Source organism: Leptolyngbya sp. FACHB-60, assembly GCF_014695775.1.
In the GTDB taxonomy this organism is placed as follows: Bacteria; Cyanobacteriota; Cyanobacteriia; order Phormidesmidales; family Phormidesmidaceae; genus Nodosilinea.
Genome location: NZ_JACJOX010000063.1, coordinates 113,478 through 137,850, shown reverse-complemented (window position 1 = coordinate 137,850; position 24,373 = coordinate 113,478). Strand labels below are relative to the sequence as shown.

The 24,373-nt window shown below is 60.5% G+C and carries 36 protein-coding genes and 1 tRNA gene; 15 read left to right on the top strand and 22 right to left on the bottom strand.

Annotation, left to right across the window (positions count from 1 at the left end; all coding sequences use genetic code 11):
* Positions 1–47: 47 nt before the first annotated feature.
* The 3 genes from H6F57_RS23825 to H6F57_RS23815 all read right to left on the bottom strand — a co-directional run bounded on the left by H6F57_RS23825 (position 48) and on the right by H6F57_RS23815 (position 3,366).
* Complete coding sequence (locus tag H6F57_RS23825) at positions 48–1,421, bottom strand: hypothetical protein (RefSeq protein WP_190631244.1); 1,374 nt, start codon at positions 1,419–1,421, stop codon at positions 48–50.
* Between the two features lie 43 nt (positions 1,422–1,464).
* Positions 1,465–2,445, bottom strand: coding sequence for a hypothetical protein (locus H6F57_RS23820; protein ID WP_190631242.1), 981 nt, complete (start codon positions 2,443–2,445; stop codon positions 1,465–1,467).
* 252 nt (positions 2,446–2,697) lie between these two features.
* Positions 2,698–3,366 carry an Npun_F0813 family protein gene (locus H6F57_RS23815; protein ID WP_190631240.1) on the bottom strand — a complete coding sequence of 223 codons (669 nt, stop codon included), beginning with the start codon at positions 3,364–3,366 and terminating at the stop codon, positions 2,698–2,700.
* A 265-nt stretch (positions 3,367–3,631) separates the two neighbouring features.
* Here H6F57_RS23815 and H6F57_RS23810 point away from each other — a divergent pair.
* Together H6F57_RS23810 and H6F57_RS23805 are read left to right on the top strand one after the other, a co-directional pair.
* Positions 3,632–3,704: transfer RNA gene (locus H6F57_RS23810), tRNA-Arg, on the top strand.
* Positions 3,705–3,846: 142 nt separating this feature from the next.
* Positions 3,847–4,938, top strand: a complete 1,092-nt coding sequence (locus tag H6F57_RS23805; RefSeq protein WP_190631237.1) for a hypothetical protein — start codon at positions 3,847–3,849, stop codon at positions 4,936–4,938.
* Positions 4,939–4,946: 8 nt separating this feature from the next.
* On the opposite strand, the gene H6F57_RS23800 is transcribed toward H6F57_RS23805, so the two are convergent.
* The 13 genes from H6F57_RS23800 to H6F57_RS23740 all read right to left on the bottom strand — a co-directional run bounded on the left by H6F57_RS23800 (position 4,947) and on the right by H6F57_RS23740 (position 13,503).
* A complete protein-coding gene (locus H6F57_RS23800; RefSeq protein WP_190631235.1) occupies positions 4,947–5,600 on the bottom strand; it encodes a J domain-containing protein in 654 nt (217 codons plus the stop codon).
* Complete coding sequence (locus H6F57_RS23795; RefSeq protein ID WP_190631234.1) at positions 5,601–5,957, bottom strand: hypothetical protein; 357 nt, start codon at positions 5,955–5,957, stop codon at positions 5,601–5,603.
* Positions 5,958–6,185 carry a hypothetical protein gene (locus H6F57_RS23790; protein WP_190631232.1) on the bottom strand — a complete coding sequence of 76 codons (228 nt, stop codon included), beginning with the start codon at positions 6,183–6,185 and terminating at the stop codon, positions 5,958–5,960. It abuts the gene before it with no gap.
* Positions 6,186–6,224: 39 nt separating this feature from the next.
* Positions 6,225–6,545, bottom strand: coding sequence for a hypothetical protein (locus H6F57_RS23785; protein WP_190631229.1), 321 nt, complete (start codon positions 6,543–6,545; stop codon positions 6,225–6,227).
* Between the two features lie 28 nt (positions 6,546–6,573).
* The gene (locus tag H6F57_RS23780) at positions 6,574–7,044 is read right to left on the bottom strand and encodes a hypothetical protein (RefSeq protein ID WP_190631227.1); all 471 of its coding nucleotides are present in this window, start codon (positions 7,042–7,044) and stop codon (positions 6,574–6,576) included.
* Complete coding sequence (locus H6F57_RS23775) at positions 7,045–8,424, bottom strand: hypothetical protein (protein WP_190631225.1); 1,380 nt, start codon at positions 8,422–8,424, stop codon at positions 7,045–7,047.
* Positions 8,333–8,626 carry a hypothetical protein gene (locus tag H6F57_RS23770; protein ID WP_190631223.1) on the bottom strand — a complete coding sequence of 98 codons (294 nt, stop codon included), beginning with the start codon at positions 8,624–8,626 and terminating at the stop codon, positions 8,333–8,335. The genes H6F57_RS23775 and H6F57_RS23770 overlap by 92 nt, the downstream gene beginning before the upstream one ends.
* The gene (locus H6F57_RS23765; RefSeq protein WP_190631221.1) at positions 8,616–8,999 is read right to left on the bottom strand and encodes a hypothetical protein; all 384 of its coding nucleotides are present in this window, start codon (positions 8,997–8,999) and stop codon (positions 8,616–8,618) included. Before H6F57_RS23765 ends, H6F57_RS23770 begins: the two co-directional genes overlap by 11 nt.
* The gene (locus tag H6F57_RS23760) at positions 8,996–9,442 is read right to left on the bottom strand and encodes a GIY-YIG nuclease family protein (RefSeq protein WP_190631220.1); all 447 of its coding nucleotides are present in this window, start codon (positions 9,440–9,442) and stop codon (positions 8,996–8,998) included. The genes H6F57_RS23765 and H6F57_RS23760 overlap by 4 nt, the downstream gene beginning before the upstream one ends.
* Positions 9,439–12,510, bottom strand: coding sequence for a DUF3854 domain-containing protein (locus tag H6F57_RS23755; protein ID WP_190631219.1), 3,072 nt, complete (start codon positions 12,508–12,510; stop codon positions 9,439–9,441). The genes H6F57_RS23760 and H6F57_RS23755 overlap by 4 nt, the downstream gene beginning before the upstream one ends.
* A gap of 48 nt (positions 12,511–12,558) precedes the next feature.
* Positions 12,559–12,762: a hypothetical protein gene (locus H6F57_RS23750; protein ID WP_190631216.1), complete on the bottom strand. Its 204-nt coding sequence runs from the start codon at positions 12,760–12,762 to the stop codon at positions 12,559–12,561.
* Positions 12,763–13,107 carry a hypothetical protein gene (locus tag H6F57_RS23745; RefSeq protein ID WP_190631214.1) on the bottom strand — a complete coding sequence of 115 codons (345 nt, stop codon included), beginning with the start codon at positions 13,105–13,107 and terminating at the stop codon, positions 12,763–12,765.
* 171 nt (positions 13,108–13,278) lie between these two features.
* Entirely contained in the window at positions 13,279–13,503 is a 225-nt protein-coding gene (locus H6F57_RS23740; RefSeq protein ID WP_190631213.1) for a hypothetical protein, read from the bottom strand.
* A 133-nt stretch (positions 13,504–13,636) separates the two neighbouring features.
* Here H6F57_RS23740 and H6F57_RS23735 point away from each other — a divergent pair, with 133 nt between their 5' ends.
* On the top strand, positions 13,637–14,131 hold the full coding sequence (locus H6F57_RS23735; RefSeq protein ID WP_190795047.1) for a helix-turn-helix domain-containing protein: 495 nt from the start codon (positions 13,637–13,639) through the stop codon (positions 14,129–14,131).
* A 281-nt stretch (positions 14,132–14,412) separates the two neighbouring features.
* On the opposite strand, the gene H6F57_RS23730 is transcribed toward H6F57_RS23735, so the two are convergent.
* Both H6F57_RS23730 and H6F57_RS23725 read right to left on the bottom strand, forming a co-directional pair.
* The gene (locus H6F57_RS23730; RefSeq protein WP_190631211.1) at positions 14,413–14,868 is read right to left on the bottom strand and encodes a hypothetical protein; all 456 of its coding nucleotides are present in this window, start codon (positions 14,866–14,868) and stop codon (positions 14,413–14,415) included.
* A 50-nt stretch (positions 14,869–14,918) separates the two neighbouring features.
* Positions 14,919–15,134 (bottom strand): hypothetical protein, encoded by a 216-nt coding sequence (locus tag H6F57_RS23725; RefSeq protein WP_190631210.1) that lies wholly within the window; start codon positions 15,132–15,134, stop codon positions 14,919–14,921.
* A 98-nt stretch (positions 15,135–15,232) separates the two neighbouring features.
* Between H6F57_RS23725 and H6F57_RS23720 the strand changes: the two genes are divergently transcribed.
* Positions 15,233–15,658 carry a phage virion morphogenesis protein gene (locus H6F57_RS23720; protein WP_190631209.1) on the top strand — a complete coding sequence of 142 codons (426 nt, stop codon included), beginning with the start codon at positions 15,233–15,235 and terminating at the stop codon, positions 15,656–15,658.
* A 54-nt stretch (positions 15,659–15,712) separates the two neighbouring features.
* On the opposite strand, the gene H6F57_RS23715 is transcribed toward H6F57_RS23720, so the two are convergent.
* Both H6F57_RS23715 and H6F57_RS23710 read right to left on the bottom strand, forming a co-directional pair.
* Positions 15,713–16,447, bottom strand: coding sequence for a hypothetical protein (locus tag H6F57_RS23715; RefSeq protein ID WP_190631208.1), 735 nt, complete (start codon positions 16,445–16,447; stop codon positions 15,713–15,715).
* Between the two features lie 101 nt (positions 16,448–16,548).
* Complete coding sequence (locus H6F57_RS23710; RefSeq protein WP_190631207.1) at positions 16,549–16,890, bottom strand: hypothetical protein; 342 nt, start codon at positions 16,888–16,890, stop codon at positions 16,549–16,551.
* Between the two features lie 154 nt (positions 16,891–17,044).
* On the opposite strand from H6F57_RS23710, the gene H6F57_RS23705 reads away from it, so the two are divergent.
* The 8 genes from H6F57_RS23705 (at position 17,045) to H6F57_RS23670 (ending at position 21,554) form a co-directional block, all read left to right on the top strand.
* Positions 17,045–17,302: a hypothetical protein gene (locus tag H6F57_RS23705; protein ID WP_190631206.1), complete on the top strand. Its 258-nt coding sequence runs from the start codon at positions 17,045–17,047 to the stop codon at positions 17,300–17,302.
* Between the two features lie 2 nt (positions 17,303–17,304).
* Positions 17,305–17,796: a hypothetical protein gene (locus H6F57_RS23700; RefSeq protein WP_190631204.1), complete on the top strand. Its 492-nt coding sequence runs from the start codon at positions 17,305–17,307 to the stop codon at positions 17,794–17,796.
* 47 nt (positions 17,797–17,843) lie between these two features.
* On the top strand, positions 17,844–18,008 hold the full coding sequence (locus H6F57_RS23695; protein WP_190631202.1) for a hypothetical protein: 165 nt from the start codon (positions 17,844–17,846) through the stop codon (positions 18,006–18,008).
* A gap of 36 nt (positions 18,009–18,044) precedes the next feature.
* On the top strand, positions 18,045–18,440 hold the full coding sequence (locus tag H6F57_RS23690; protein ID WP_190631200.1) for a hypothetical protein: 396 nt from the start codon (positions 18,045–18,047) through the stop codon (positions 18,438–18,440).
* Between the two features lie 120 nt (positions 18,441–18,560).
* The gene (locus H6F57_RS23685; protein ID WP_190631198.1) at positions 18,561–19,190 is read left to right on the top strand and encodes a hypothetical protein; all 630 of its coding nucleotides are present in this window, start codon (positions 18,561–18,563) and stop codon (positions 19,188–19,190) included.
* Positions 19,187–19,573, top strand: a complete 387-nt coding sequence (locus H6F57_RS23680) for a hypothetical protein (RefSeq protein ID WP_190631195.1) — start codon at positions 19,187–19,189, stop codon at positions 19,571–19,573. Before H6F57_RS23685 ends, H6F57_RS23680 begins: the two co-directional genes overlap by 4 nt.
* A complete protein-coding gene (locus H6F57_RS23675) occupies positions 19,570–20,115 on the top strand; it encodes a hypothetical protein (RefSeq protein ID WP_190631193.1) in 546 nt (181 codons plus the stop codon). The genes H6F57_RS23680 and H6F57_RS23675 overlap by 4 nt, the downstream gene beginning before the upstream one ends.
* A complete protein-coding gene (locus H6F57_RS23670) occupies positions 20,115–21,554 on the top strand; it encodes an ATP-binding protein (protein ID WP_190631191.1) in 1,440 nt (479 codons plus the stop codon). The genes H6F57_RS23675 and H6F57_RS23670 overlap by 1 nt, the downstream gene beginning before the upstream one ends.
* Positions 21,555–21,895: 341 nt before the next feature.
* Here the strand turns inward: H6F57_RS23670 and H6F57_RS23660 are convergent, their stop codons facing one another.
* Entirely contained in the window at positions 21,896–22,120 is a 225-nt protein-coding gene (locus tag H6F57_RS23660) for a hypothetical protein (RefSeq protein WP_190631186.1), read from the bottom strand.
* Between the two features lie 346 nt (positions 22,121–22,466).
* Positions 22,467–22,715 carry a helix-turn-helix transcriptional regulator gene (locus H6F57_RS23655; protein WP_199289981.1) on the bottom strand — a complete coding sequence of 83 codons (249 nt, stop codon included), beginning with the start codon at positions 22,713–22,715 and terminating at the stop codon, positions 22,467–22,469.
* Between the two features lie 298 nt (positions 22,716–23,013).
* Here H6F57_RS23655 and H6F57_RS23650 point away from each other — a divergent pair, with 298 nt between their 5' ends.
* The 3 genes from H6F57_RS23650 (at position 23,014) to H6F57_RS23640 (ending at position 24,332) form a co-directional block, all read left to right on the top strand.
* Positions 23,014–23,349: a hypothetical protein gene (locus H6F57_RS23650; protein WP_190631184.1), complete on the top strand. Its 336-nt coding sequence runs from the start codon at positions 23,014–23,016 to the stop codon at positions 23,347–23,349.
* Positions 23,350–23,465: 116 nt separating this feature from the next.
* On the top strand, positions 23,466–23,798 hold the full coding sequence (locus H6F57_RS23645) for a hypothetical protein (protein ID WP_190631182.1): 333 nt from the start codon (positions 23,466–23,468) through the stop codon (positions 23,796–23,798).
* A gap of 57 nt (positions 23,799–23,855) precedes the next feature.
* On the top strand, positions 23,856–24,332 hold the full coding sequence (locus H6F57_RS23640) for a hypothetical protein (protein WP_190631180.1): 477 nt from the start codon (positions 23,856–23,858) through the stop codon (positions 24,330–24,332).
* Positions 24,333–24,373: the final 41 nt, after the last annotated feature.

Genomic DNA, 24,373 nt, shown 5'->3' with positions numbered 1-24,373 from the left:
GAGATTGCAAGAAATACGCCGGGCCTAACGCCTAGACTGGGGCTAGGTCAATCGTCTCCGACCGGGAGCACGGGCTCTGCGGAGTCTTGGCCAAGAGAAAACACCTGCCCATCAATAAACAGCCGGGTAATGCCTTTGGCCTGTAGATAGGAACTGGTGGTTTGCAGCAGGCTGCCATCGGGCACTTTGACCACCCGCTGGTTGCGGCGCGAAAAGCGACGAGCCACATTGTGGTTTTCAAACACCGGCAGCGTGCGGGAATCTCCCTCTTCTTCAGGAATTTGGCCCAGCTCAGCGAAGGTGCGCAGGGGCAGCACCACCAACTCCGACGAGGTGCGCTCTACAACGACGTAGCACAGGGGCGGCAGAGCCGCCGCCGTGAGGGGAAAAATTTCTAGGGTTTCGAGGTTGGCGGCAGCGCCATTGCCGCTGTCCCAGGGGTAGACGTTGTCGTCATCATCATCGCCGTCATCGTCGTCGTCATAATCGTCGTCAAGACCAACGGTATCGTCATCCCAGTCGTCGTCAAGGGACTCGGCGGCGTCAAGAACTTCGGCGGCGTCAAGGACTTCGGCGGCGTCGAGAGGCTCGGTGATGGCGGGTTTGGCTTCAGCAGAGACCGTTTGAGCCGATTTCAGCACCGGGCGAGCCGGTTTTTCTGGGGCCAGGTTTTCTGAGGCTGGGTTTTCTGGAGCCGAATCTGGTAGCGAAAGCTGGGTAGGTTCTTGGTCTGCCGCTTCGGCAATCACCTCTACGATCGCCGGAGATTCGTCAGCGATCGCAGTCACCGGCTCTTCTGCGGCCCGCGATCGCCGCTTGCGCAGGGGCTTAGCCGCACTAGTAGGCACCTCTTCGGCGATCGGCTCAACCATGAGCGGGGTAGGTTCTTGGTCTGCCGCTTCGGCAATCACCTCTACGATCGCCGGAGATTCGTCAGCGATCGCGGTCACCGGCTCTTCTGCGGCCCGCGATCGCCGCTTGCGCAGAGGTTTAGCCGCACTAGCAGGCACCTCTTCGGCGATCGGCTCAACCATGAGCGGGGCGGCCGGCTCTTCTGCGGGCTCTGTCGGCGCAGCCTCAGCCGGCACCTCGTCAGCAACTTGCTTGCTGCGAGGCTTGGTTTTAGGCTTAGGGGAAGGCTTGGGGTCTACGGCAACAGGTTCTGCTTCAACCTCAGCAAGAGCAGCGGGCTCCGCTGCGGCCACAGGGTTGTCCGCAATGATTTCCCGATCAGTGGTGCCCCGCTTTTGCTGAATTAAGACGCTGTACTCATCTCCAGGCAGACTGGCCTTCAGCAAGCGGCTAATGGTGCTGTTACTCACTCCGTAGCGTTCTGCCAGAGTAGATGTGGTCTCTTGGGGCTGGCGATACAGGCTCAAGATAGAAGTCTTGTCAGCCTCGGTCAGCTTTTTGGGTGCCATGCCATGGGTTCCGTAACAATGCCATCTAACATTCTAGAGCGCGTTACCCCCGCCGCCGCCGTGGGCTCCGGCGGGAATTTGTAGAAACGGCATTCTCAACTACTGCTCCCAGGCCAAAAAACACCGCTGAAAACGTCCAGAAGACTTCCCACAGACTGCCTTCTACGTAGGTGTCCGTGGTGCCGGCGTAGGCAAAAAACATATCGGCAATGTAAAGACAGAAGGCAGCGATCGCAATCAGCTTCCACGACTGGGAGTAGCGCCCGCCCCAGAAAGCCACCAGCAGGGTACCGGCAATAATCAGCAGCACGATGTCGCCAATCTGATACAACAGGCTCACCACACCCTCCAGCGGTTCGAGTAGGCCGTTGAGCTGGAGCACCCAGCCAGGGGCGGATGAGGCTTCGGGGACGGGCACGGGCACTGCTGGAGGAAGCACCTCCGGCCGCGCCGGAGGTGCTTCCTGGGCCAGATAGAATGCTGGAGTGGGAGCGGGGGGCACTACTGCCGCTTCCGCCGCCGTCAGGTTGACAAAAATCGTCAGCAAAATGCCGCCTAGCCCAATGCCCACCACGATCAGCCACTGGGAGAACTCCAGGTTTAAGCGCCGGGGCAGCACCGCCTTAAACATGCCAGCGGCCAGAAAGATGTAGCTAAGAATGTAGAAAAAGTCGCCCAGCGACACCGCCGGGTCTAGCCCCCAAATGTTGCCCCAGAAGAAAAAGAGAATGTTGCCAAAGACGTAGGACAACAGCCCCAGGCCAATCCAAAACCAGACGTTGCGCCCGCTGACGATTTGAGTACTGCGCCAGTTGCGAAAGCATAGCAGCGAGGCGAGGAAAAACGCGCCGGTTTCTAGCAGGTTAATGCCCAGCAAAAACCAACCGGGTTGGGCACCATTTTCGTTAGGAGCAGTAAACAGCAGAAAAAACAGCAGGGTAGCCACGCCCCAAGCGATGCATGCCCCCACCAACAGCGGGGTAGACGAGGCACTAGCAGATGACGGGGTTGATGACTTGCTCAAGGGTTCACTCCTAACGGAACTCAACGGCACCCATGCCGACTAAAACACTGCGGCTGGACCTAAGGGCCGGTCTTCACCATCGCAGCGATCGGCTGACTCCAGCACAGGGTCTGGCGCAACGCCTGAATTGTACCGACTCCCCACTGCCTTGAGCTGTCAGCCTGGCAGAATCGCTTTAATTAGTCGTGCAGAGCAATAATTCTTAAACTCGTGCGAGGTCGCTCGTTACCAATCCAGCCAGCCCTACCCGCTCTAAATCCAGTTCTTGCCCCCTGGAGACTGCTGCAACCACCGCCGAAACATGGCCTGTTCGTTAGCGGTTAAGTCTTCGACTGCCTCTAGGGCGCGATCGGCAAAGTTGGCATTGCCAAAATAATCTTTGCCCATCTGGTGGGTTTCTTCTAGCAGACGTTGCAGATGGTGATCTTGCCAGGGCGGCAGATGAGGCATTGCCAGCGGGTCTACGGTTAGCAAGTTCTTGACCGCGTCGGGGGTCACCGCTTGGGGAAACTTCCAGGCCGCAAACACCTTGCTAATGTCTCCCTCAAACTGGCGCGCCTGCTTGGCCCCCAACAGATCTTCTACATCCATATAAAGCACCTGTAGCATCAGCAGGCAGGCTTTGATGTAGGCGGCCTCCGATGGTGGGGTACCCGTATCGGGACCAGCATCATCAAACTGGTCAAGGCGAATTTTGCCCCAAATGCTGAAGCGATCGGGCTCTTCAAGCAGCACACAGGCCTTACCCCGGTTGTCGGTCAGGTCGCGCCACAGCGCCCTAGCGTCGTCTTCCTGGGCGGCAGTAAACACACTCAGCAGCCGAAAGGTTTGACCCTGGTACGACAAAATTGGAATTTGCTGATCTTTTTGAGGATGGTGCATCGTTTTGATGTCAACATCCTGCCGCTTGAGAATAAACATGTTATGGCCTGCTGACTCCTAACTGAGGTGAGTACCTGCAGTAGGCGGCGGCTGCAACGGTAAACCGCACCCTTATTACTGCGTCATCGTGATGGGATAAAGTTGGGCAACCCCTCGCAAACGGTGAGTTCTATGAAGTAAGTGACTTATTTTAGCGGCACTCACCGCCCTGGCAGCATTCGCCGCTGTTTTTTCAATATTCTATTCGCCCTAGTCTGCCCTGAGAGCAACCCACACACCCTAAAATGTAAAGTGATTAACGTTAGGGCCATTAGCTCAGCGGATAGAGCAACCGCCTTCTAAGCGGTCGGTCGCTGGTTCGATCCCAGCATGGCCCGTCACCCAAAGCCCTTGCAGCGCAACAGATGCAGCCTGCAAGGAAGTCTGCTTGGGGCTTGCGATCGCCCTCCAAATCCCCGTATCATCCCCACTAAATCGAAGTAAACGACAGTGCAATGGGGAACAAGCCGGGAAACAGACATGCCTTTTAGCAAAGAACTTTTGCGCGATATAGCAGCTGCGAATGAGCGGTTGGCGGGCGCTGGGGTGCCGGTGAGGCTGCGGATTCATCGCAAATCGCTGTATCTGCGTTGCAGTCGGTTGCCGCCAAAGCTGGGACACGAGGCGGGGCATCGGTATGAGCTGGCGCAGGGGCCGGCAAGCGCTCCGGTGGTGCGGCGGGCTGAGGCGCAGGCCCATGGGCTTTGGGCGGCGGTGGTGGAGCGGCGGTTTTCGTGGGAGGAGTTTGACCCCAATCATAAGGCCGAGGCTGACACTGTAGCGGCGTGGGTGGAGCGGCTTAAGGTGCAGCACCTCAGCACGGGGCAGTGTTCACCACAGACTTGGGCGAAGCATTGGCAGGGCGCGGTGTTCTCGAAGATGCCCCAGGATGCGCGGCTCACTCAGGCAGAGATTCTGGCGGCGGTGTTGCAAACCAAGGAGAACACCAGGGGGCGGCGGCGGGCCTGTCAGGCGCTGGCGCGGTTAGCTGAGGTGGCAGGGATTGAGGTAGACCTACGCCCCTACCAGGGTCGCTATGGGTCAAGTCAGGTGCAGCGGCGGGATCTGCCGACTGACCAGCAAATTGAGGATTGGTATGCGGCGATGGGGGTTGACCCGCCGTGGCAGATCATCTTTGCGCGGCTGGTGGTGTTTGGGTTGCGGCCCAGCGAGGCGTTTGGGTTTGAGCTGGTAGACCAGTACACGGCGCGGGTGGTCGATGCCAAGTCGGGACGGGTGAGGGAGACCAAGGCGTTTCACCCTTACTGGGCCGATCGGTGGCCGGTGGTGGGGCAGCTGCCCCAGGTGACGTGGCGGAAGGAGTACAGGGCCAAGGATTTGACCGAGCGGGTGCGATCGGGGTTGCAGCGCCGGGGGGTGACCTGCCAACGCTATGACCTGCGCCACGCCTGGTGTGTGCGGGTGTCGGTGGAGTACAAAATACCCACCTCGCTGGCGGCAAGGTGGGCGGGGCATTCTGAGGCGGTGCACAACGCGACCTACCTTCAGTGGATTAGGGCGGACCAGGGGGAGGCAGTCTATCGGGCGATGGCGCTGGGGAAGAAGGATTAGGGCAGCAATCACAGCGCAACCTTCCCCAGTGCTTGCAAACCTTGCTGATACGCCGCCTGAAGCTTGTCCCAAGCAGCGCGATCGCCGCCTGCATCTGGGTGGTGTTTTTTGACTAGCGATCGCCAGATAGCCTTCAGCTCATCAGAACTGCCCGGCATTTGGGCCAAACCCAGAACGGAATACCATGCACCCTCAGTGGTCGCAGCGGGCAGCGCTGCATAGCCTTGAAACGTCGCAGCAATACTGCCCACACCGCAGCGCTCAGCACCTCGCTGAGCATTAAGCCAGAAGGCGATCGCGGCAATGTTGTCGGCGGCTCGATCCCAGCGATCGCAGTCGAGAGCCAATGGCTGCCCGTCTAATTCCAGGTAGACCACAATGCCGGGATCAGAGGGCTCTTTTTGTCCAGACCTGGGGCCACCGGACTGGGTCAAAATTAGATTGCTGCTGACGACTACGGACTTTGGTGGAATGCGGTAGGTTTGCCCTACCTTCGTCCACGCTTCAACCTCGCTACGCAATCGAGCGCAAGCCTCAGCGATGGTGAGAGGTTTAAGCCCCCACCCATCGCCTTTTTTGCCATAGCGGGCGCTAGAGCGCTCAGACGGTGATCGCCGTGGGCGGCCCTGGGGCCAATGCAGGGGATAGCGGAGGTCGCTCATCTACGCCACCTCCCCATCGCCGCCCAGGAATGCGGCCTGCCCCTCAGGCGGCAGCTGCGACCACCAGGTCCACTGCTGCTCACAGCGCTCTAGGTGGTATTCGTAGCGGGGCTTGCTGCCTGCACCAACCTGGCGGACACAGCCATTCTCGGTGGTGAAGACGCCCCGCTTGCGCCAGTGCTGTGGCCAGCGGGGTCGCTTGTGGAGCAGCTGGGCTAAGGTGGGGCCGTCTACCCAGTCGGTGGCCCGCAGGGTGGCCTCTAGGCTGCCAAAGCGGGCCTCAATGTCGGTGAGGCGCTGCTGGGTGGCTTGCAGCAGCGATAGGGCTTGGCGGAGCATCTCCTCGGTCGTTTGCATCTACTTCCCTCCTAGGGTGAAGGGCTGGGTCTCGCGTTCGTCGGCAAGGGCGGTGAGTTGCTGGCTGATGCTCTGGCCCATCGAAGCAGGCGGCATCGCTCTGGCGACGGCCCTCAATCCCTCGGGGTCGAGGTGGCGTAGAGCGGTGGCCCAGACAGTGGCGTTGGCTGGGGGGTGGGAGACACCGAAGGCGGCAAGCTGGGCGGCGAGGGCTGAGGGGTTGGCCATAGGTATAGGGTTTAGGGTCTAGGGTTCAGGGGTTTTGCTTCAGAACGGGATGTAAAAGCAGGGGTTCAATTCCCCGCGCTTTTGGCTCTCCAAGACTTTTGGGTAGTGATTGGCCACCATGTAGCTGCCTGCCCATGGGCGATTCCCATGGGATTCACGGGCGTTGCTGCAACCCCAGTCCCAGGTGTGCTGAAGCCAGCAATCAAGGCGGTCAAAATCTAGAGCCGCACCCAACCAGTAGGGAAGCTGCTGATAGTCAGGGGCTACCCAGTCTTGGGTCTGGGTTTCAATCAGGTGGGTGATGGCGCGGGTGTGCCATTTGATTTCCTCGCGGGCGTTGAAGTAGAGGCGCTTGAGCATGGTTTTTAGGGTTTTGCTTCAGAACAATTCAGGCGGCTACTTGCGTTGCGGTGCGGTAGGCCTCACGCACCGCTAGCAGCAGGTCGCCAGAGACTCGCCAGAGGCGCTGCTGCCCATTGCACTGGACGGGCAGAATCTCAACTACATCAGCAAACTGCCAGCCAATTGGGCCGACAAACCAGGGCGAATCAGAAGCGGTCACGTTACCGACAAATCGGGCGATCGCCACGATGCCTGTAGGGTGCTCTGGGCCGTCGAGCGGAAACTCTAGATCTAGGGTTTCCCGAATCCATCTGGCACCCTGTCGGTCGTACTTTTTGCCCGCGTGGATGGCGAGAAAGCTGCCTGGCTTGAGCGGGCAAGGCCAGGGGCGATTCTCAATGGGCTTGCCCAGGTTGATGACGGCGTAGGGCCAGGGGCGGTGCAGGGTGATGGCCATCAGGGGTGGCTTGCTTGGAGGCGGCGCGGCGTAGCTGATTTTCATGCTGGTGATAGGCATCTAAGCCACCTCCTCTAGCAGCGCCTGCACCTGCTCAGGCCCCATGGCCGCAACTATGTCGCGCAGCCAACTGCGGGCGATCGCATTCAGCTCACAGGGCTGCTGCCGGTTGAGGTAGGGCGTGAACTCGCTCTCATGAACCGCTCGCCGCTCGGTGGCGTTCCAAAGTTGCAGGCGATTGCCAACGATTTCGGCAACCACGAAGGAGTGAGGACAGTCTTTGAGGGTGCCACGGGTGCCGACCTTTATAAGGCCTTCTGAAGGCTCTACAGCGGGCGCAGGGTCTTCCATGCCGGATTGGTGGCGCTCGGTGTTGGGGGCGGTTGTGGGGACGATGTAGCCACGCTCTAGCCCCTCTGCGATCGCCTCGGGGCTGGTGTCGGGGCGGTAGACGGGGATTCCCGCTGACCTCAGTTCGTCTTCGGGAGTGGGCTCTGGCTTAAGCGCTTCCCTGACAGCAGCCTCGGTGACTTTGCCGCCGTTGAGGTCAGCAGCTTTTTGCAGCACTTCGGCGCGATCGCCTGCGGGTGCTTTGGCCAACTGGCTCATGGCGCTGGTGCTGGTGGGCACGGCGTCGACTGGAACTCCAGACAGCAGCAGCTCCTCCAGCACTTCTCCGGCGAGGGCATTTTCGTGGCCGTTGGCTTTTTTCCAGTTCCAGCGATCGGCGCAGTAGGCCTCAAAGCTGGGGTGGCCAGCGACGCGCCACAGCTCCTCGCTGCGGACGGCGGCGACGGCTGACCAGATTTTGGCTTTGCCCTGCTCGATGAGGCCCAGGCCCTCGGTGATGGCGGCCTCTAGTTCGGCGAGGCGGGCGATGGGTTCGGCGGTGACGATTTCGGTAGTGACGGTGGGGGCCGTTGCGATCGCGGTGGGCTGCTCTGGCTCGGGCGGTGCCTCTCTCAGGTAGACGGGGCGGGGCGAGGTGCTGAGGGTGTGTTCGCTGGTGAAGCCCTCGGTGCCGTCTTCCCACTTGATCCAGGGCTGGGGCGGGTAGTCGCGGCCCATGCTGGGGAAGTCGCGGTAGCCCGCAAAAATGCCATAGCGGCGGAGGCTGGGCAGGTTGGTGTTTTCGGTGTTGAGGTCATCCATGACCATCTCGCCAAAGGCCCAGCAAAAGGCGGGGCTGGGGGCCTGGTTGACGCGGTAGGGGCTGACCTCGGCGAGGCCTAGGTTGTAGATGGGGCGGGTGGGTTCGTCTTCGATGCGCTCCCAGTCGTAGCGGGCGGGGTTTTTGTAGACGGTCAGGCGTGTAGTCGTGGCCTTGACTACCTCAAAATATCGGCCTTTAAGCTCGGCATTGTCGGGGTCGGGCTTGGTGACTTCGATCCAGTCGCCGGGGTGGTAGGTGCGCTGCTTGGTCTCCGTTGCAGTGGTCATGGGTCAAATCTCCGATTGCTTGGGTTACGAGGGTTTGAAGACTTTCGTTGCTGGCTTCCCAGCGATCGCCGTGGTAGTGCAGGCTGGGGCTGCCCTCCAGGCCGAGGGCGATCCACTCATCGGCTTTGCCCCAGCGGCAGAGGTGGGCATCGTGGCGATCGAGGGCGATGCGGATGCGGCGGAGCTGGTCGTCAGGCCACATCGGGCCAGTCCTCCACAATTTCGCCATCGAAGGCGGCGGCAAAGTTGCGGGCGGCCTCGGCCACGATCGCAGCCTCAGCAGGGAGCTGCACGTAGCGGCGGGTGGTGCCGTCGTCGAGGGTCACCAGGCCGTCTTGGTAGCTGATGGTGCAGGCCTGGCCGCTGGCGTCGATGAACACGGCGGCGTCGGTGAGGTCGGCTAGGGTGGCTTGCTTGCACTGGGTCAGGGGATAGCGGCTGTTGTCGGCAGCGGCTAGGTAGAGGCCGTTGGCGGGAGGCTTGGCCTGTTGCACACGGGCGACGGCAAAGATGGTGGTGCCGTCAGTGGCGAGAATGCCGGGGGTGAGCCAGGTGGGAAGGGTGGGGGTGGTCATGGGGTAGCCTCCTTTGCCTTGCATTTCTTGATGTGCAGAGCGGCCATAAAATCCGGATCGGTCTCACCAACCCAGCGGATGTTCAGGCCTGGGAACTTTGTGTAGCCATAGAGCTGCCGCCAAAACCCGTCCGATATTTCAAACCATTCGCTGCTACCTATCCTGTGGCGGCTCAAAACGCTGTGCAGCTCGGCCTCCAGAGTTGCCCCGCCTGTCGCAAATGCCCAAAATCCAAGCAGGTGCAGATTCTCTGGACTGCCCGTCTGGAGCTGCTTTAGCCTCTTTAGTGGATCTGATGAGCTTCCGATTTTGACTGAGGCGGCCTTGGGGTTGAGGACGATATAGCAGACCTTGCCATCACTGCCGGTGATGAGTGGGGCTGCGATTTGCATCTGCATTGCAATCAATTCGGCGATCGCCTGCCTTATTTCTTTCCGCTTCATGCCGCTACCCCCTGCTCTGGCGTCGCCTCACCACTGGGAGGGGAGCGGTCAGGCAAATTTTGGCGATCCGGGTGGGCCGATCCGGGTGGGCTAAGACTGGGACAAACTTGTTTAACACTAGGTATTAGCAAATTTGTCCCAGCCGCTAGAGCGGCGGTGCGCGCAGCGGTGAGGGCTTGCCAGATCGGATCTGCCAGAACGCCATAGACCCACTGGCGCTTGCCATCCCAAAAGACTTTTCCTGCTCGCTCTAGCTGAAGGCCGAGCTTGCGCAGCACCTTATTGGCGATCGCCACATCGCTCTGCTCTCCGGTGCAGTTGAGTCGCCAGTAGCGCCTGAGGTCGGCGGCGTAGTGGCGGGCAACCTGGGCCAGCTGGGCAACTACGGGGCAATCGGGGGCGACTACACCGCGCTTGAGCAGCTGCTCGGCGAGGGGCTTGAGGATGGCGGCTAGCTGCGCCTTGAGTGCCTTGGCGGGCAGCAGGTGAGCGGCCTTGAGGCGCTGTTCGAGGATGACGCGGGCATCGTCGCTGTCTGACTCCCAAAGCTGGGGCACATGGTCGGCCTCAGCCCAAAGCGATGCACCGGGGGCTAAGGGTGAGCGACTGGCGCTGTCTTTGGTGGGTTCGTGGCGAGGGCAGAAGATGGCGGCATACCAGAGGTCGCTACTGTTCCAGTCCATGCCGGGAAACTTGAGGGCGGTCATCACCTTGACGGCCTTGCAGCGCTGCTCATAGGTGGCCTCGCCGCTGCGGTTGACCTTGGCGGCCCACTCTGGGGTTTGGGTTGAATCCAGCTCTAGGGCAGCGTGGTAGTCCGCATCCTGGCGGGCCAAGATGTCTTTGACCTCTTTCCACTCTTCGGTGATAGCGGGGTTGCCGGAGACGCCATCTTTCACCAGGTCAACCAGGTGGCCAGCAGCGGTGAGGGCGCTGGCTAAGGCTTGGGCGGGGTTGACCTTCTGAGCCCAGCGGCGGGCGCGGCGGGCAGCCAGGTAGCCTTTGAGCGCTTCGTCATCAGGATCGGCGGGGGCGACCTCAAACCCTGCCTTTGCCGCCCACTGGGCCTGCACCTTGCCCAGCTCATTCACCACGGCCCAGCGCTTGGCCGACTCGCCTGGCTCTGGGGAGATGTAGGCCGGTGCCCACATGACGCGGGGAACTGGCGGACGGTAGCGGCCCAGCAGTTGCTTGTGGGTGTCGGTGTCGAGGGTGGGGAAGTAGCCCCAAACGGCATCGAAGTACGCGCCCTCGCGGGTAATGCCGCCCTCAATGCTGAGGCCAGTTTTGCCGCTGGTGGTGAGGATGAGCAGCTGCGGCAGACGCTTGTAGAGCCAGGGTTCGGGCGTCTCGAATAGCTCTCGATAGCGGCCCCCTTCGTTGGTGGTGCTATCGACCCGCTCCACGTCAATGCCCAGGGTTTCGCAGACGGTCGCTAGCCTGCGGGCCTCGGCCTGGCTGGTGGTGACAAACATGATCCGCTGGCCAGGCTGATTCTTGTTTTTGTTGCCCTTGAGCGCTTTCAGTAGGTCACCACGAAAGGCCGATAGCGGGGTGCCCTGGAACAGGGTGCAGTCCCACGGCGCTTGGATGCGGCGGTGCTGAACGCCAATGACCAGCTCTGCCCCTGATAGGGTGCGCGCCAGGTCGATGGTGTCTTGGTCGAGGCCATCCTCAGCCAGCACGATCGCCCCCTTCTGGCTGATGGCGCGGCGCATCAGGGTAACGGTGTCTTCCCAGCGGTTGGCCCACTCGCCCTTGAGGGTGCCGCCCTCAGCTGCATCGGTGAGGGTTTGGGCCGCCTCGTCGATGACTAGCAGCAGCGGGGCGTCTTTGGGCAGCAGGGCGAGAATGCGGTGGGCACTGTTGAGGCAGGCGACCACCCCGCCCCGGTGGCGAATGTCCATCGAGAGCGCCTGCTGGCTGGTGGCATCCATGCCGTAGTCGTGGAGGTGGGGCAGCTCCCACTCGGCGGCGGCTTGCTGACCCAGCGAGTTGAGCGGGTCGAGCACGGCGACTACCCCGCCCGCTGCGACCCAGGCCTTCACCCAGTCGCGGCCAATGCGGACGGTTTTGCCGCTGCCCATGCCCGCTGCTACCCAGTGCAATGCGCCGGGCCGTAGCTTGGGTAGGGTGGGGAGGTATTCGCCCTCGGTCTGCCGTGCGGCGCTGGGGGGTTTGGTTTCGAGGATGGCGCGGGCCTGCTTAATGGCGGCGGCGCGTTGGGCCTGCTTGGGGGTGAAGGCGTCGGCCATCAGGTCAAAGATGGCGCTGCCCATGCCCTCGCAGCTGGCCAGATAGTCGTCAATGCCCTTACCCCGGCGACCATCCCAGGTGAGGTGCCAAGGCTCAGCCCCAGCCCTAGCGAGGGCGTTGGAGAGCTGGGTCTCCTGCTTTGACACGGCGCTGGCGGTAGCGGCCCTGTCGTCTTCGTCGTAGCCGATGTAGACCGATCGCCCTTGAGCCAGTGCCCATAGGTCGGGCCACAGCTCGGGGCTGCCTGCGGGGTGCCACTGAGTGACGCCCCGCAGCGCGATCGCAGGGATGCCCGCCTGCACCAGGGCCAGAGCTTTTTTGAAGCCCTCAACGATGGCGATCGGGCAATTTTTGGAGCGCAGCACGGCCTCCCAAAGTGACTCGCCGGGGGCAACAATCAGCCCCCACATGCGCACGATGCGGCTCCAGGCGGGGGATAGGTCGGGCAGTAGCGGAGTGGCTTGCAGGCCCGGCGGGGTTTCGTATTTGACGAGGCGATCGCGCTGTTCGTCGCGTCGGGGTTGCAATGGCTTGAGGTAGGGCACTGCCCCCTCTTGCCCGTCGAGGGTGACGCCATAGGCGACCCAGCCCCCGGTGTTGATGTGGCTGTAGGCCTTAATCAGTCGGGCATTTTCGGCGGTGATGAAGCTTTGGCCTTGCACCCTGGGGGCGCGGGCTGCGATCGTGCTTTCGAGAAATTCAAGGGTGCCGTCTTCGCCTTCGATCCATCTCACGTTGGCGGTGGCTAGGTCTGGACTGATGCCCAGGTCGGTGAACTCGGTTAGCCAGTTTGGATGTGCGATAGCGGTCATATAGTCAACTCAACAAGTGGCCCCAGTTGCCCAGGGCCGTGAACAAAATCAACTGGCCTTTTTGCGTGCCAAGGCTTGCTGCCCCACCAACTGGATCGCGTTCCATCCAGTTGGTGTGAGCTGGTAGCGGGGCCACCCGATGGACTCAATCAACCCGCTTAGCTCCTGCACCTCGCGGGCGCTGGTGCGCTGGGGCAAAAGGTTTTGGTGGCCCACGACGGCCAGAATTTCGTGGCGGCGCTTCGGCTGCATCTAAGCCACCTCCACGCGGCGAACGGGGACGACCTCGCCCCGCCAGTCGTCGCGGTAGTGGTCGAGGTCGTCAATGGTGGGGTTCCATCGGCTGCTGCCACTGCCTGTGCGCGCAGGCTTGACCTTCAGCAGGCGACCAGCCTTTCTGTAGGCCGCTGTTCGCGCTTGCTCCCACTGGCGATCGCCGTGGTTAGCCTCAGCCCGCAGCTGGCTTAGCTCTGCAATGACAGCCTCCAGCTCAGGCAGCGGGTGCGACTTGCCCCAGTTGGGGACGCTGCGATCGGCCATGTAGCCGATGTTGCTTGTCTCAGAGCTAGGGTTTGCTATATTTTTGGGGTCAGCCATTTGACCCCCTTTCCCTTTGGTAGCTGGTCTGGGTTTCGATGGTTTTCGGGTTAATGAAGCTCTGGCCGATACTCACTTGGCGGTGGTGGCACAGGCTTGAACACTCCCTCTCCGGTTGGAGGGGGTTTGTTTTTGAGAAATTTTGGTTCGCTCTCATGGCTGCACGCCCCCTCACGCAGCCGTGGTGGGCGTAGGGACTTTGTCGGTAGCCCGGCGTAGGGCTGTGGAGCGCGGTCGTGGATATTGGATGTCGATGCCGTGCTCCTCTCGGAGCCACTTGGCGATCGCAGTGGAAGCTAGGCGCTTGATTTGGATGCCCGTTGTATCGGAGTGCTCTTTCAGCGCTTCGTAGACAATCGGGTCGATGCCAATGGTGATGATGTGCCGCTCTTTCATGGGTTAGATCAACTCAGTGATTCCATTGATCCGATCTTGCAGCGTTTTTGTCAATAGGACCAAAGAGCAATCAGTCAATTAATCCAAGAAGCATTGTGTCAACAGACGTTGAGAGACCGCAGGTGTAACGCTAGTGAGATGTATCCCTGATGACTACTACGCCCGTTCGTTTATGAAATTTGAGGCCAGCGACCGATTAGCAGCAGTCTTGCGCCCGCTGGTTGAAAAGCAGGGTGGCAGGGCTTTTGGGCGATCTATTGGCGTCAGCTCTGGAACCGTTAGCCGGTGGTTGCAGGGCGAGTCTTTTCCCGATGGTGACAATAGAGACAAGCTCTCTAAGGCATTGGGAATGACCATGGAACAGTTCAACCGAGTGATCGTTGAAGGAAACAGCCCCTCTGACGAAATAGACCCAGTTGCCCCCGTTCTAGAACTGATACAAACGCTCCCCCCCTCCGAGGTGGCTCGGATACTGCGGGCTGCTGCTGATAGGCTGGATGGCTTTGATGCTTACCGTTCAGAACGGGCACCTAGCAACCCTGGGGACATAAGAACGTTGCCCTATCCCATGAGTCGTCCTGTCGCTGCTGACCCATCCTCTGAGTACCAAGTCGAGGCCCACGCATGACCCGCCGCGTACAGGATTGGGTTGACTTCTTCAAGGGGTGCTTTGCGCCGGTGGCTCGCGCCTTCCGCTGGCTGCGGCGACAGGTGCAGCCCCAGCGGCGGCGGTAGAGGCTACTTTCGATTGGATTTAATGTATTCCATCACTCACCCTGGCTAAACAGGCACGCGCAACCTGACAAAAGGGCAAGCCAGGCCAACCTTAAAGCGGCTTTTGGTCGCAGTGAAAGCAGGTCATCATCGCTGATGGCCTGAAGCTGCTCTACAAGTCGTTCCTCTAGGCGGTTATACAGCATGACTATCTAGGCTCATGCTTGGCATCTTCACCGCCTTAAAACAGCTAGGGCAAAGGTCTGCATAGAGGTTTTCCTGGTTCTCTGTCACCCAAGTGCTGAACAGCCGTGCATACCGCTCAGAGCAATCGGTTTGGCAGCGATCGCACGTCACATCACCGACGTAGGCTCCAGTGGGCGATGTTCTACGCAGGCCCTCAAACCCTGAACGCCCTGGGTGCTCTCTCATCCATCGCTCAAACTGCTCTTGGCGAGTTGGCTCCAAAACGAACTCTATGCCCATATCACTGGAGCATTGATGGCAAATATCGGCGGACAGCTGATTATCAACGGGTTGAGCTGTGCGCCGCTTCTTGGACTCCGTAACCAGTTGCCACCAGCCGCTCAGGGTGAATGTCCCCCCAGCCGTTGGAGTGCCACAGCGATCGCAAACACAAACCTGGGTCATGGCTTTAGTTCTCCCTTTCTGCTTCAAAACGTCATCAGTTCACGGCGGCTCTAGCGTTCCATCCGGCGCATTCGTTCTTCGAGCTGGTTCATGCGCTCTTGAAGGTCTAGGTGGTCGGTTTCGTTGGTGAGGCTGTAGCCGATGAGGCGGTCAATCATTCGGCTCTGCTCTTTCTGGGATGCCAAGAGCCTGATTTGGCTCTCTTGCAAATCGCGCTGCACAGACAGCATTTTCTCAAGGGTGGCCTGAATTTCGTCGAAGGTCATGGCGGTGGCTTCGTGGTGGTACCCCTATTTTGAATCAAAACTCCCTCAGCACCTAGCCCCATCTCTAGGAACCCTCCCCACACACACTGGGGCGGAGCATGTTCGAGATTGACGTTAGCAGCAGCGCAGTGCGGGCCGCAGATAACTTAGTCGCCCGCCTGCAAAACCTCAACGCGCCACTGGCCAAAACCGGGGCGCTGCTAGAGAATAAGGCCAAAAAACGGTTCCAGTCTCAGAAAGACCCAGGCGGAAAGCCCTGGGCACCGCTGAAGCCTGCGACAGTGGCCGAGAAGAAGCGCTTGGGTAAGGCGAGCTCCATCCTGACCCGCGATGCGCTCCTGTCCGCCAGTATTGCGTTCAACGTCAGCGGCAACGAGGTGCGCGTGAAGCCCTCAGAGGAGTATGGAATTTTCCACCAGACGGGCAGCAAAAAAGCCCTCCCCGCCCGCCCCTTCATGGGGTTTGAGGCTGACGACCCCGACAAAATTGGCCAAATCTTCCGTGACCACCTCGAAGGCAACTAGCGAAAAGCCGCCGACTGGAGTTCCAGTCGGCGGCTTTGTTTTGGGTGGCGGTGGCTATTCGTTGAGCTTGACCCCACCGGCAGAGACTCGGGCGATGGTATCGCCGTGGCGACTGAAGATTAGGATCTGGGCGGTAGAGTGACTACCCCCAGCCTTTAAGACCTCCAGCACCCAGATTTTGTGCAGGTCTTGGGCGTTGTTCTCTCGGGATACGGCGGGCAGCAGTTGCCAAGCTTCGGTGACGGTCACCCCAGCAGCGTTCTCCGTACCCAAGCCTTCTAGCTTGGTCACTATCATTCCATCGGGGTCGGCCTTGCGGATCTCGACCTCGTAGGAGGCGAGAGCTTTGGCGGCTGGGTCGTTCCCGTAGCTATTCAGCGGTGCAGGGCTAGCCTCTGCGGCCCGCGCTTGGTTTACCTCCAGCTGCGTCTGTCTTGACTTGGCCTCGTAGGCGGCATGGCGCTCTGTTGCCACGCTCTGATTAGCGGTGTACTCCTCAATTTTGGCCTGAGCCGTGGCGTAGTCGGGATGGTCGGCGGGCACTAGGCCTAAGGAGTTGATAGCCCACCCCCATCTTTCTGCAACGCTGGCCCATGCACCCACATCGGCATTTTGCGCGGCCACCGCAGCCTCATAACCCTGCTGCTTTCCCTGGGCTAGGTAGTCCGTCTCTGCCGGGGCTGCGGCAACTACTGCTGCCTCGGCGGGTTGCTCTGCAATGGGCGTGGGTGAGCCACAGCCTGCAATCAGCAGAGCAGCAGCGGCTAAGGCTATGTGGTGGCGAATCATGGCGGCGGTTTCCTAAAACGGTGCCACTAGGATGCCCACCTGAGGCCAGTGGTGGCTAGGGTTTCACCGAGTCTTTATGGGGTTTTGAAGCGAAACCCGCATTAGATCTTCAACTCACCGCTGACCAGCTGCTCTAAGCATTGCTCCAGCGTCAGGTTGTGCTGGGCCGCGATCGCCCGAAAGTCTTCGCAATGCACTGGCCACTTTTGCCGGACGTAGCACATCACAGCGGTCTTGATTACCGCCGCCAGCGACCCCTCGTAGGACTTGACCGCGATCGCCTGCAACTTGAACCAGGTCGGCGTGTCGAGCTTGCCGCACTGTGGCCTGGGATTCGCCGGGTCGGTCATCTTCACCGTGCCCCAGTCAATGCTGTCGGGGTCGCTGGCTTTGAGCTGAGCAACCACCTCGGCGGCGATCGCCTGTATGTCTTCTGGGGTCATGGCAGGTTACTAGCTGGTTAATGACTCAATCGTAAGGCTAGCCGACTTTCCCGGAAAGAATACGTACGATCGCCCTTGACACAATAATGCTGGAGTATTGACAGGATAATGTTAGAGCGTTATAAGAGTACTCATGAGTACCCGATAGGTGCCCATGAGTACCCTAACCACCGCGCTAATTCCCGCCGAAAAGGCCAAATGTCATCTTGAGCAGCTCGCAGGTCGCCGCCTCCCCAAGCAAACTCTCCAGCGTTGGAGAAAGTATGTCGGGGCAGAGCTTCAAAAAATTCAAGGGCGTTATTACTACACCCGTGAAGACCTTGCAAACTGCGGCTTTCTGGCTGAGTACCTGAAGCGGGATCGAAATGTTGACCGAGCTGTAGTGACCCTATTTGAGGAATTTCGGAAATGAGCATGAACGATAAGCAACGCCAAGCCTACGAACGCGCCAAGTCAGGCCAAGGCTTCACCGTCGAACCCAAGCCCCAATCCACCGCAGAGCAGCCCGCCCCCTCTGGCCCCAGCCATAGCGAGAGCAAAGCCATGGCCCAGAGTACAGCTGTGGCCCATGCCCTTAGAACCCGCCTAAACCAAGACATTCAGCAAGTCGCTGGCCTACAAGACGCCTATTCACAGGCGGTCTATGCAGCGGCCAACGAAGCTTCTGATTTTGCGGTGTCCGGTATTTCTGGGGAGTTTTTCTGGGGGACTGTTGGGGAGATGACCCAGCAGAAGCTGAACAGCCTCCCAAAGCACGAGGAGGTCACCTTCGATGTGGCCCCGGCCCTCTCACTGTTAAAGCCGCCTGCCTGGAAGCTGCAAGGGGCAACCCACAACCGCTACTTGCCCTCTGCCACTGGCAGCTTTGGTGAGTACAGCAACCCCTACGACGACACCGCCGCCTAAGCCCACCGCCCACGCGATCGCAGTCCACCTACCGCCGTAGATCTGCTATGTCCCAGTCCAGCTCAGAAGCTCTCCACAGCGCCGCTGCTTGGTTGTCTCGACAAGCCTACAAAGCCCCCTACTGGGCCACCCAGGCGCTAATCCGTTATGGCTTGCCAACGACTGATGAGTACGTAGAAAAGGTGAGAGCGCAGATCACCGATTACCCCTAAGCCCACCGCCACCGCAAACCCCACCGAGTCACCGCCATGACTACAACCAAAGCCACCAACCGCGCCCTCACCCTAGCCGGCGCAAACAAAATCTTCGAGGCGATCGGCCTTGAGATTAAGCAGCACGAACTGGGCTACTACCACTGCGACTGCCAGGGCCACGAGTGGAAGCACCCCACTCTGACCGGCCTATGCCGATCGCTGGTGAAGGAGCATTTCCAAGCCCTGACCTCAGACCTACCCAAGCCCCAGCTCTGGGCCACCGCCACCAAGCCCGACCCAGCCACCGCAGCCCTGACCTGCATCACCCACAGCCTCAAAGAGGCCAGCCTCATCCCCGGCGCTGAGGAGGACTGGGATCTGGCGCAGGCGATCGCCCTGCTGACCCAGGCTCAAGAGCACTTGCAGAGCTACCAGCATCGGGGTAGTTAACCCCGGTAATCAGACGGTAATAACCCGTTAATTTTTCGCCTCACACCGATCGCCCTTACCCCCGTTAAATCGGGGGTTTAACCCGTTAATACCCGGTAATTAACCCCCCTGTTAACCCCCATGAAACACACCCTACTCACCGGCCTTGCCGCAGCCCTTGCGATCGCCACCCCAGCGTTGGTGAAACCTCCCTTGGGAATCGCCCAACAGCAGCGCATGGGCAGCTACACCTACGCCGACACCAACGGCCAAACCTGGACAGTCAGAGAAGGCCAAAACAAATCACCCGCTGGCTTCCCTGACATTGCCTTCCGCCCCAGCTGCGAACAAGTAGTTCCCATCGGCCAGCCCGACGGCAACACCGCATGGACGCTGACCATGCCCGACGGCAACACCAAACTGCTGGCCACCTACCCCAACATGGACGGTTTTGAGGCCCGCCGCTACCTCTCCGACGATGGCCTCTGCGTCTGGGGCGGCGACGTGGTGCCTGTGGTCTACACCTCAATGCTGCCCCAGCAGCAGCAGGTGCAGCCCGAGATCGCCGCCGCCGGCACGGGCGATGTTCAGTCAGTGCGCTCCAACGTCGTGCTCCTTGGCCTGGGCGGCATCCTTCTGCTGGGCGCGGCGGGCCTGGGCGTCGCCCTGTTTCGCAAGAGCACCAAAGCGCCCAAGGTCGAAGGCGGCACCAGCCCGCTGAGCAAATTTGAAGAGGTGCTGTTCCAGAGCATGGAGGACGACAAGAAATGAAATTCATCGCTCAAAACATCGTTCAAATCACCGCCGCTGGAGTGCTGGCGATCGCAGGAGTTGCCTGCATCGCCGCTGGCCTCGACACCGAAACCCGAACCCGGCAGCAGGTGCAGCTGGTCATTGAGCGCAACAAGCTCGATGCCTGGCAAGAGGAGCAGCTGGTCACCACTGCCCAAAGCAAAGCCGCCCAGCGCTACCAACAGGGCTGCATCGTCTCCAGAGGGCAGCTCCAGGCGGGGCTAGCCATCCCAGGCCTACCCGACCGCCAAGCCGTCTGCGATCGTTTTGGCATCACCGGAGTCGTCATCGGCGGCGTGGTTCAAGACATCGCCATCACTAACGATCAAACGCTCATTTTCACGAAGACAGGTGGACTATGACCGCAACAACCAACCATAACGCCCGAGCCCAGCAGGCCCGCAAGTATGCCACCCAAGCCGCTAGCGCCGCCACCAATGCCGCCAAAACTCTGGCCAATGACCCGCACAAAATCGACAACGGTGCCCTGCGGGTCGTCATCTACGCCCTGCTGATTCCCATCGGCATCGTCTTTAGCCGCAACATCCGCCCCTATGCCTCCTTCATGGCCGCCCTGATGGGGGCTGACGGCACCCCTCCCGTCGCTAGGCTGGCAGGGCTGTGCTGCTTTGCGGCAGTGCAATACCTGGAGGTCTTCCCCCAGTTTCTGGCACCCGCCGCAACCAACGAAAAGCGGGCCGCTCGCATGTGGCTCAGCATCCCCGCCTACATCGTGGACATCGTCGCCTGCTGGAACTTCTGGCCGCCCATCAAAGAGGGCACCCCCGACGGCATCATGCTGGTGCAGTTCATCGACAAAGGCAACCTGGTGATGACCCTCATCACCGTCTTTGGCCTAGCCATCTGGTTTTGGATTCGTAAACGCGCACGGAGGGCCGCATGATGACCCGCGAAGAAGCCCAAGCAATTTATCTGGGGGCCAAGGGCTCCTTGCAACAGGAGGCATTAGATGCCTGCTGGGAGCGGTACGACCTGCTGCCCAAAATGGTTGGCGGTACCTTGGCGATCGGCGGGGCACTGGTGCTCAGCGCGTGGCTGCCTGGTGTTGGCCCCTGGTTGGCGTGGACAATGGCCGGGGCGATCGCCGCTGGCGGCACCTATGTCGCTGGCAAAGAAGGAGCCAGCATCGAGCGAGGCGACAACGAGGCCATCAGCCGCTACATCGATGACGAGCGCATGGAGAAACTGCTGAAGCCCTTTATCGAGCAAATCCAGGCGGGCATGGCAAAAAAGCCGCTGGGGGCAGTGGAGACGCAGGCACAGACGACCGAAACGACGATGCCGGAATCTGGGAAGAGCGCCCAGACGGAACCTGGGAGCGAATCGGCTGAGCCTACGACCACTGCCCCCGATCGCCCCGTCGATCGCCTGCTCTGGCGCGACGGCGAGCACCTGGTGCTGATTGGCCTGAGTGGGTCGAGCAAGACCACCACCTTGATCGACTGCGTGCCCAGCACCGCCCCCGTCATCTACATCACTCTCAAAAGCGAAGACAAAGCCCCTGAGGGCTGGCGGGCCTACCGGCTACGCAAGTTTGCCGACCAGGCATTCCTGAGCCAGTTAGACGACCTGTGCTCCATGCTCACCGGGCTGGTGCAGGCCAAGTCTCCCCACCGGCTCATCATTGACGAGGCGCTAACCATCCTCGACCAGGCACAAGACGCCAAACAAACGCTAACCGAGAAGGAGGATAAAGCCGCCTATGGGGCCGTCGCCGCCCGGTTTGAGGGGCTGCTCAAAATGTACATTCGCACAGGCCGCAGCGATGGCCACTGGCTAGGCCTGGTCACCCAGTCGCCCAACGGCACCGACCTGTTTGGCTCTGCCAAAACCATGCAGGGCCTAAAACTGGTGCTCTGCGCCGGGGAGGCCAGCAGCAACAAATTTGATTTTGTGGTGGCCTGGGCCAAGCAGCTCTACGGGCAATTCGTCACCGACGCCGATGAGCAGCGGCTGCGGGAAACCCAGTCAGGCTTCTGGCACTTCTGGCTAGAGAACGGGCAGATCCAATATCGGGCGACGCCCAAGAGCGATCGCGCCCTAGCCGACATTCCCATGCTCACCGGCTATGAGTCGCTGCTCAAGACCCCCACCCCCGACAACCCCGACGCGGTGGACTGGGATGCGATCGCCCGCCAGCTCCTAGAGCAGCCCTCCACCATGGGCCTGCGCCAGGCAGCAGCAGCCGTCACCGGCAAAGCGATCGCTGGTGGTGGCCCCGCCTGGGTGAGCTGGCGCGATGAGTTCATTGCTGAGGCAAAAACCCTAGATCCTGACCTGCAAGATGCCCTGCTCCAGCGATTCCCCGCCGTACTGGGGTGATTCAGCCATAACAACACATCGACCTATCATGAAACCAATCTTCCTTGCCTTACTAGCCTTAGCCGCTGCGGGTTGCGACGCCGCAATATTCCATGGCATTGACTCCATCGGTAGCGGGCCATCCAACGGCTGCCAAAAGATGAGTGCCTATGGCGACATCTGGGAGGACAAGGCTGACAACAACAGCCCAAACTCCTTGTGGTTTCAGGAAAATTGCCGCAGCTGGACTCACCAGCGCTTGCTGAAAGGCCAATAGTGGCACCATGCACCACCCAAACCAAGACCGCTGACTGGAGCTCCAGTCAGCGGTCTTTCTGTATGCAGGGGCGATCGCGGTGGGGTCAAGACAGCAGCCTGTTTGACTTGCGCTTGTTCTCCACAGCGGGTATCACCTGGAGGTTCCATGGCACCGTCAGCCCACACAGCCGGGGGTGGTTCACTGGATGGATGTGGTCAACCTCGTGGGGGATGCCGGTGCTGGCGGTTATCTCGTCGCGCTGGGCATAGATGGCCGCGATCGCGGGCTCTAGCCACGGCAACGCAGCCCAGGCTGGCTTATTGCGCATGTCGGAGTCTGAGCGATGGCTGAAATCAAGCCTCTTAATAAGCTTGACCGGCTCAATGCCTACCCCTCTTGCGTACACAGGCACTCCAATCGCACAAACAAAAACGCCATCAGAGAATCGATACCCCAGTGCCTCAAGGTTAGGTCGCTCAACCTGGTACTTTCCAATTGCGGCGTACTCAGCCCATCCCCCCACGCCTACCCGAACCCGTCGAATTATGCGGACGGTGCCAGAAACCATCATTTCTTGGCGAGGTGCTGGCGGCCTCGCGTGGGTGAGAGGCTTGCCATTGACCGAAACAAGAACGCTTCGATCCTTTGCGCGCTTCCGGCATCTGGGCTGACGCCTATTCATCGCCAGCACCCACGCCGAAATCAACCCCCAGCACAACCTCGATCGCTTTCACCGTGGCCACTGGCACCGAAGCGCGAACGTTCTCAGCCTCAAGGTCGTACCAGTAACCTCGACTGATGCCCGCTAGCTTGGCCAACTCCCCCACCGGGCGAGGGTCGGCCTCACGGGCTGCTTTGATTTTGGCCCCAAGCCCTGGGGCGTCAATATCCTGGGTGATCCTAACTTTCACGGCGGTCGTCATAGCAACACCTCTACTGTCTCACGACAAACTACACCTCAACAGTAAGCGCCCCGGCAGTATTTGTCAATTCTCGTACGACACTTGACAGCTGTAGGCCAGTGCCTTACAGTAGGTACATACCCGGCGGGGAGAAAACCGCAAGGGCAGGGTGAAAACCCCTCAACCCCCTGGTAGGTGCCTTCACCGAGCGGACGACAAAGACCACTAACATTCGCCGGTTGGAGCAGGCAGGGTTCGACTCCCCGCCCCGGCATTGCCCCCTCACTTCACGGGGCTTGTAGTTTTCGGAGTTTTCGCCATGTTCGGTTTCTTCTTGTTCGCTGTTCTGTTCGCTGCCCTCTGCCTCTTCACCGCAGAGCCCGCGCCGCTGCCTCAGCCGGTGGAGGATGACCTTCCCACGCTGGAGGAGCTGCTGACCGAGGCTGAGGTGCTGACCGCCCGCCCGGTCCCCGCGATGGCCGCTGCTGTAGCTGCCCCGATCGCGGTGGCAGTCATCAAGGTTGAGGCACCCGCCTACGCCAAGATGACCAGCGTGCAGCTGCGGAAGGAGTGCAGCCGCCGGGGCATTGCCTGGCGCGGGGTTCGGGAAGGCAAGCACCTCACCAAGCCCCAGATGATTGAGGCCCTGTCGTAGGGGTCGCGCCGCAGCCCACAGCGTAGTGAGGGCAGATACGACAAACCCCCGCTCCGGTTCTTTCTCAGGGACACCGGAACGAGGATCGCCAACCACCCTCTAGAGGTAATTTGACCATGATTGTACATGCCCTTCCCCCCGCTGCAACGACCTCTCCGGTAGAGGTTGCCGCCACCTGCCCCGATCGCAACAACCGCACCTGCTTCCCCGGCGACCTGGTTGGCGAGCGCGTTGATGAACGCGGCAGCGGTCGCTCCTGGTATCGCGTCCAGGTCGGTGGTCGCGTCAACGGTGAGTTTGTGTTTGATGGCTTCAACGCCCAATTCGAGACCGGCGGCTTCTTCGGCAACGGCCTGAACGATCGCATTGCCGAGGCCGCTGCTGCCCAGTTTCCTGCATTGGATGTGCTCGACTTCTGGCCCCTCTCCTCCCCGCCGATCGCCGCCTAACCGCCCCTGGGGCCAGCCACCTGGCCTCGCCCACCTGTAGTTTTGGAGATTTGACCGATGGCGATTGTAGACGCAGCGCAAAAGATCCCCGCCACTGTTGGGGCAATCAGCAAGCTGCAATCTAACGAGTATGGCGACTACCGCTCCGTGCTGTTTGAGGGCACTGGTCTTGAGGGCGGCAAGCTGTGGCGCAAGATGCCCCCAGAGCAGGCCGATCGCTTCCAGCGCGGCGACCAGGTGAACCTCATCCCCACCAGCAAAAAAGGTAAGCCAGGGTGGGATATTGAGCGACTGAGTGGCACTGCACCATCAGCCCTGCCCCAATCTCAGGCAGTGCCGCCTACTGCTGATGTTGGCCAAGTCAGCCAAGCCCAAGCGATCGCAGAGTACATGGACAAGATGGCTGGGCTGTATGCCGCAGCCTACCGCCGCGCCGCTGCGGCCATGGACGGAGCCCCCGACGACGCGATACAGGCCGCTGCCTCCAGCGTCTTCATCGCCACCAAGGACAAGTTCATGCTCACCCGCAGCTAGACCCAACCCACGGGGCCACCTCTGGCCCCTGAAAACCTTAC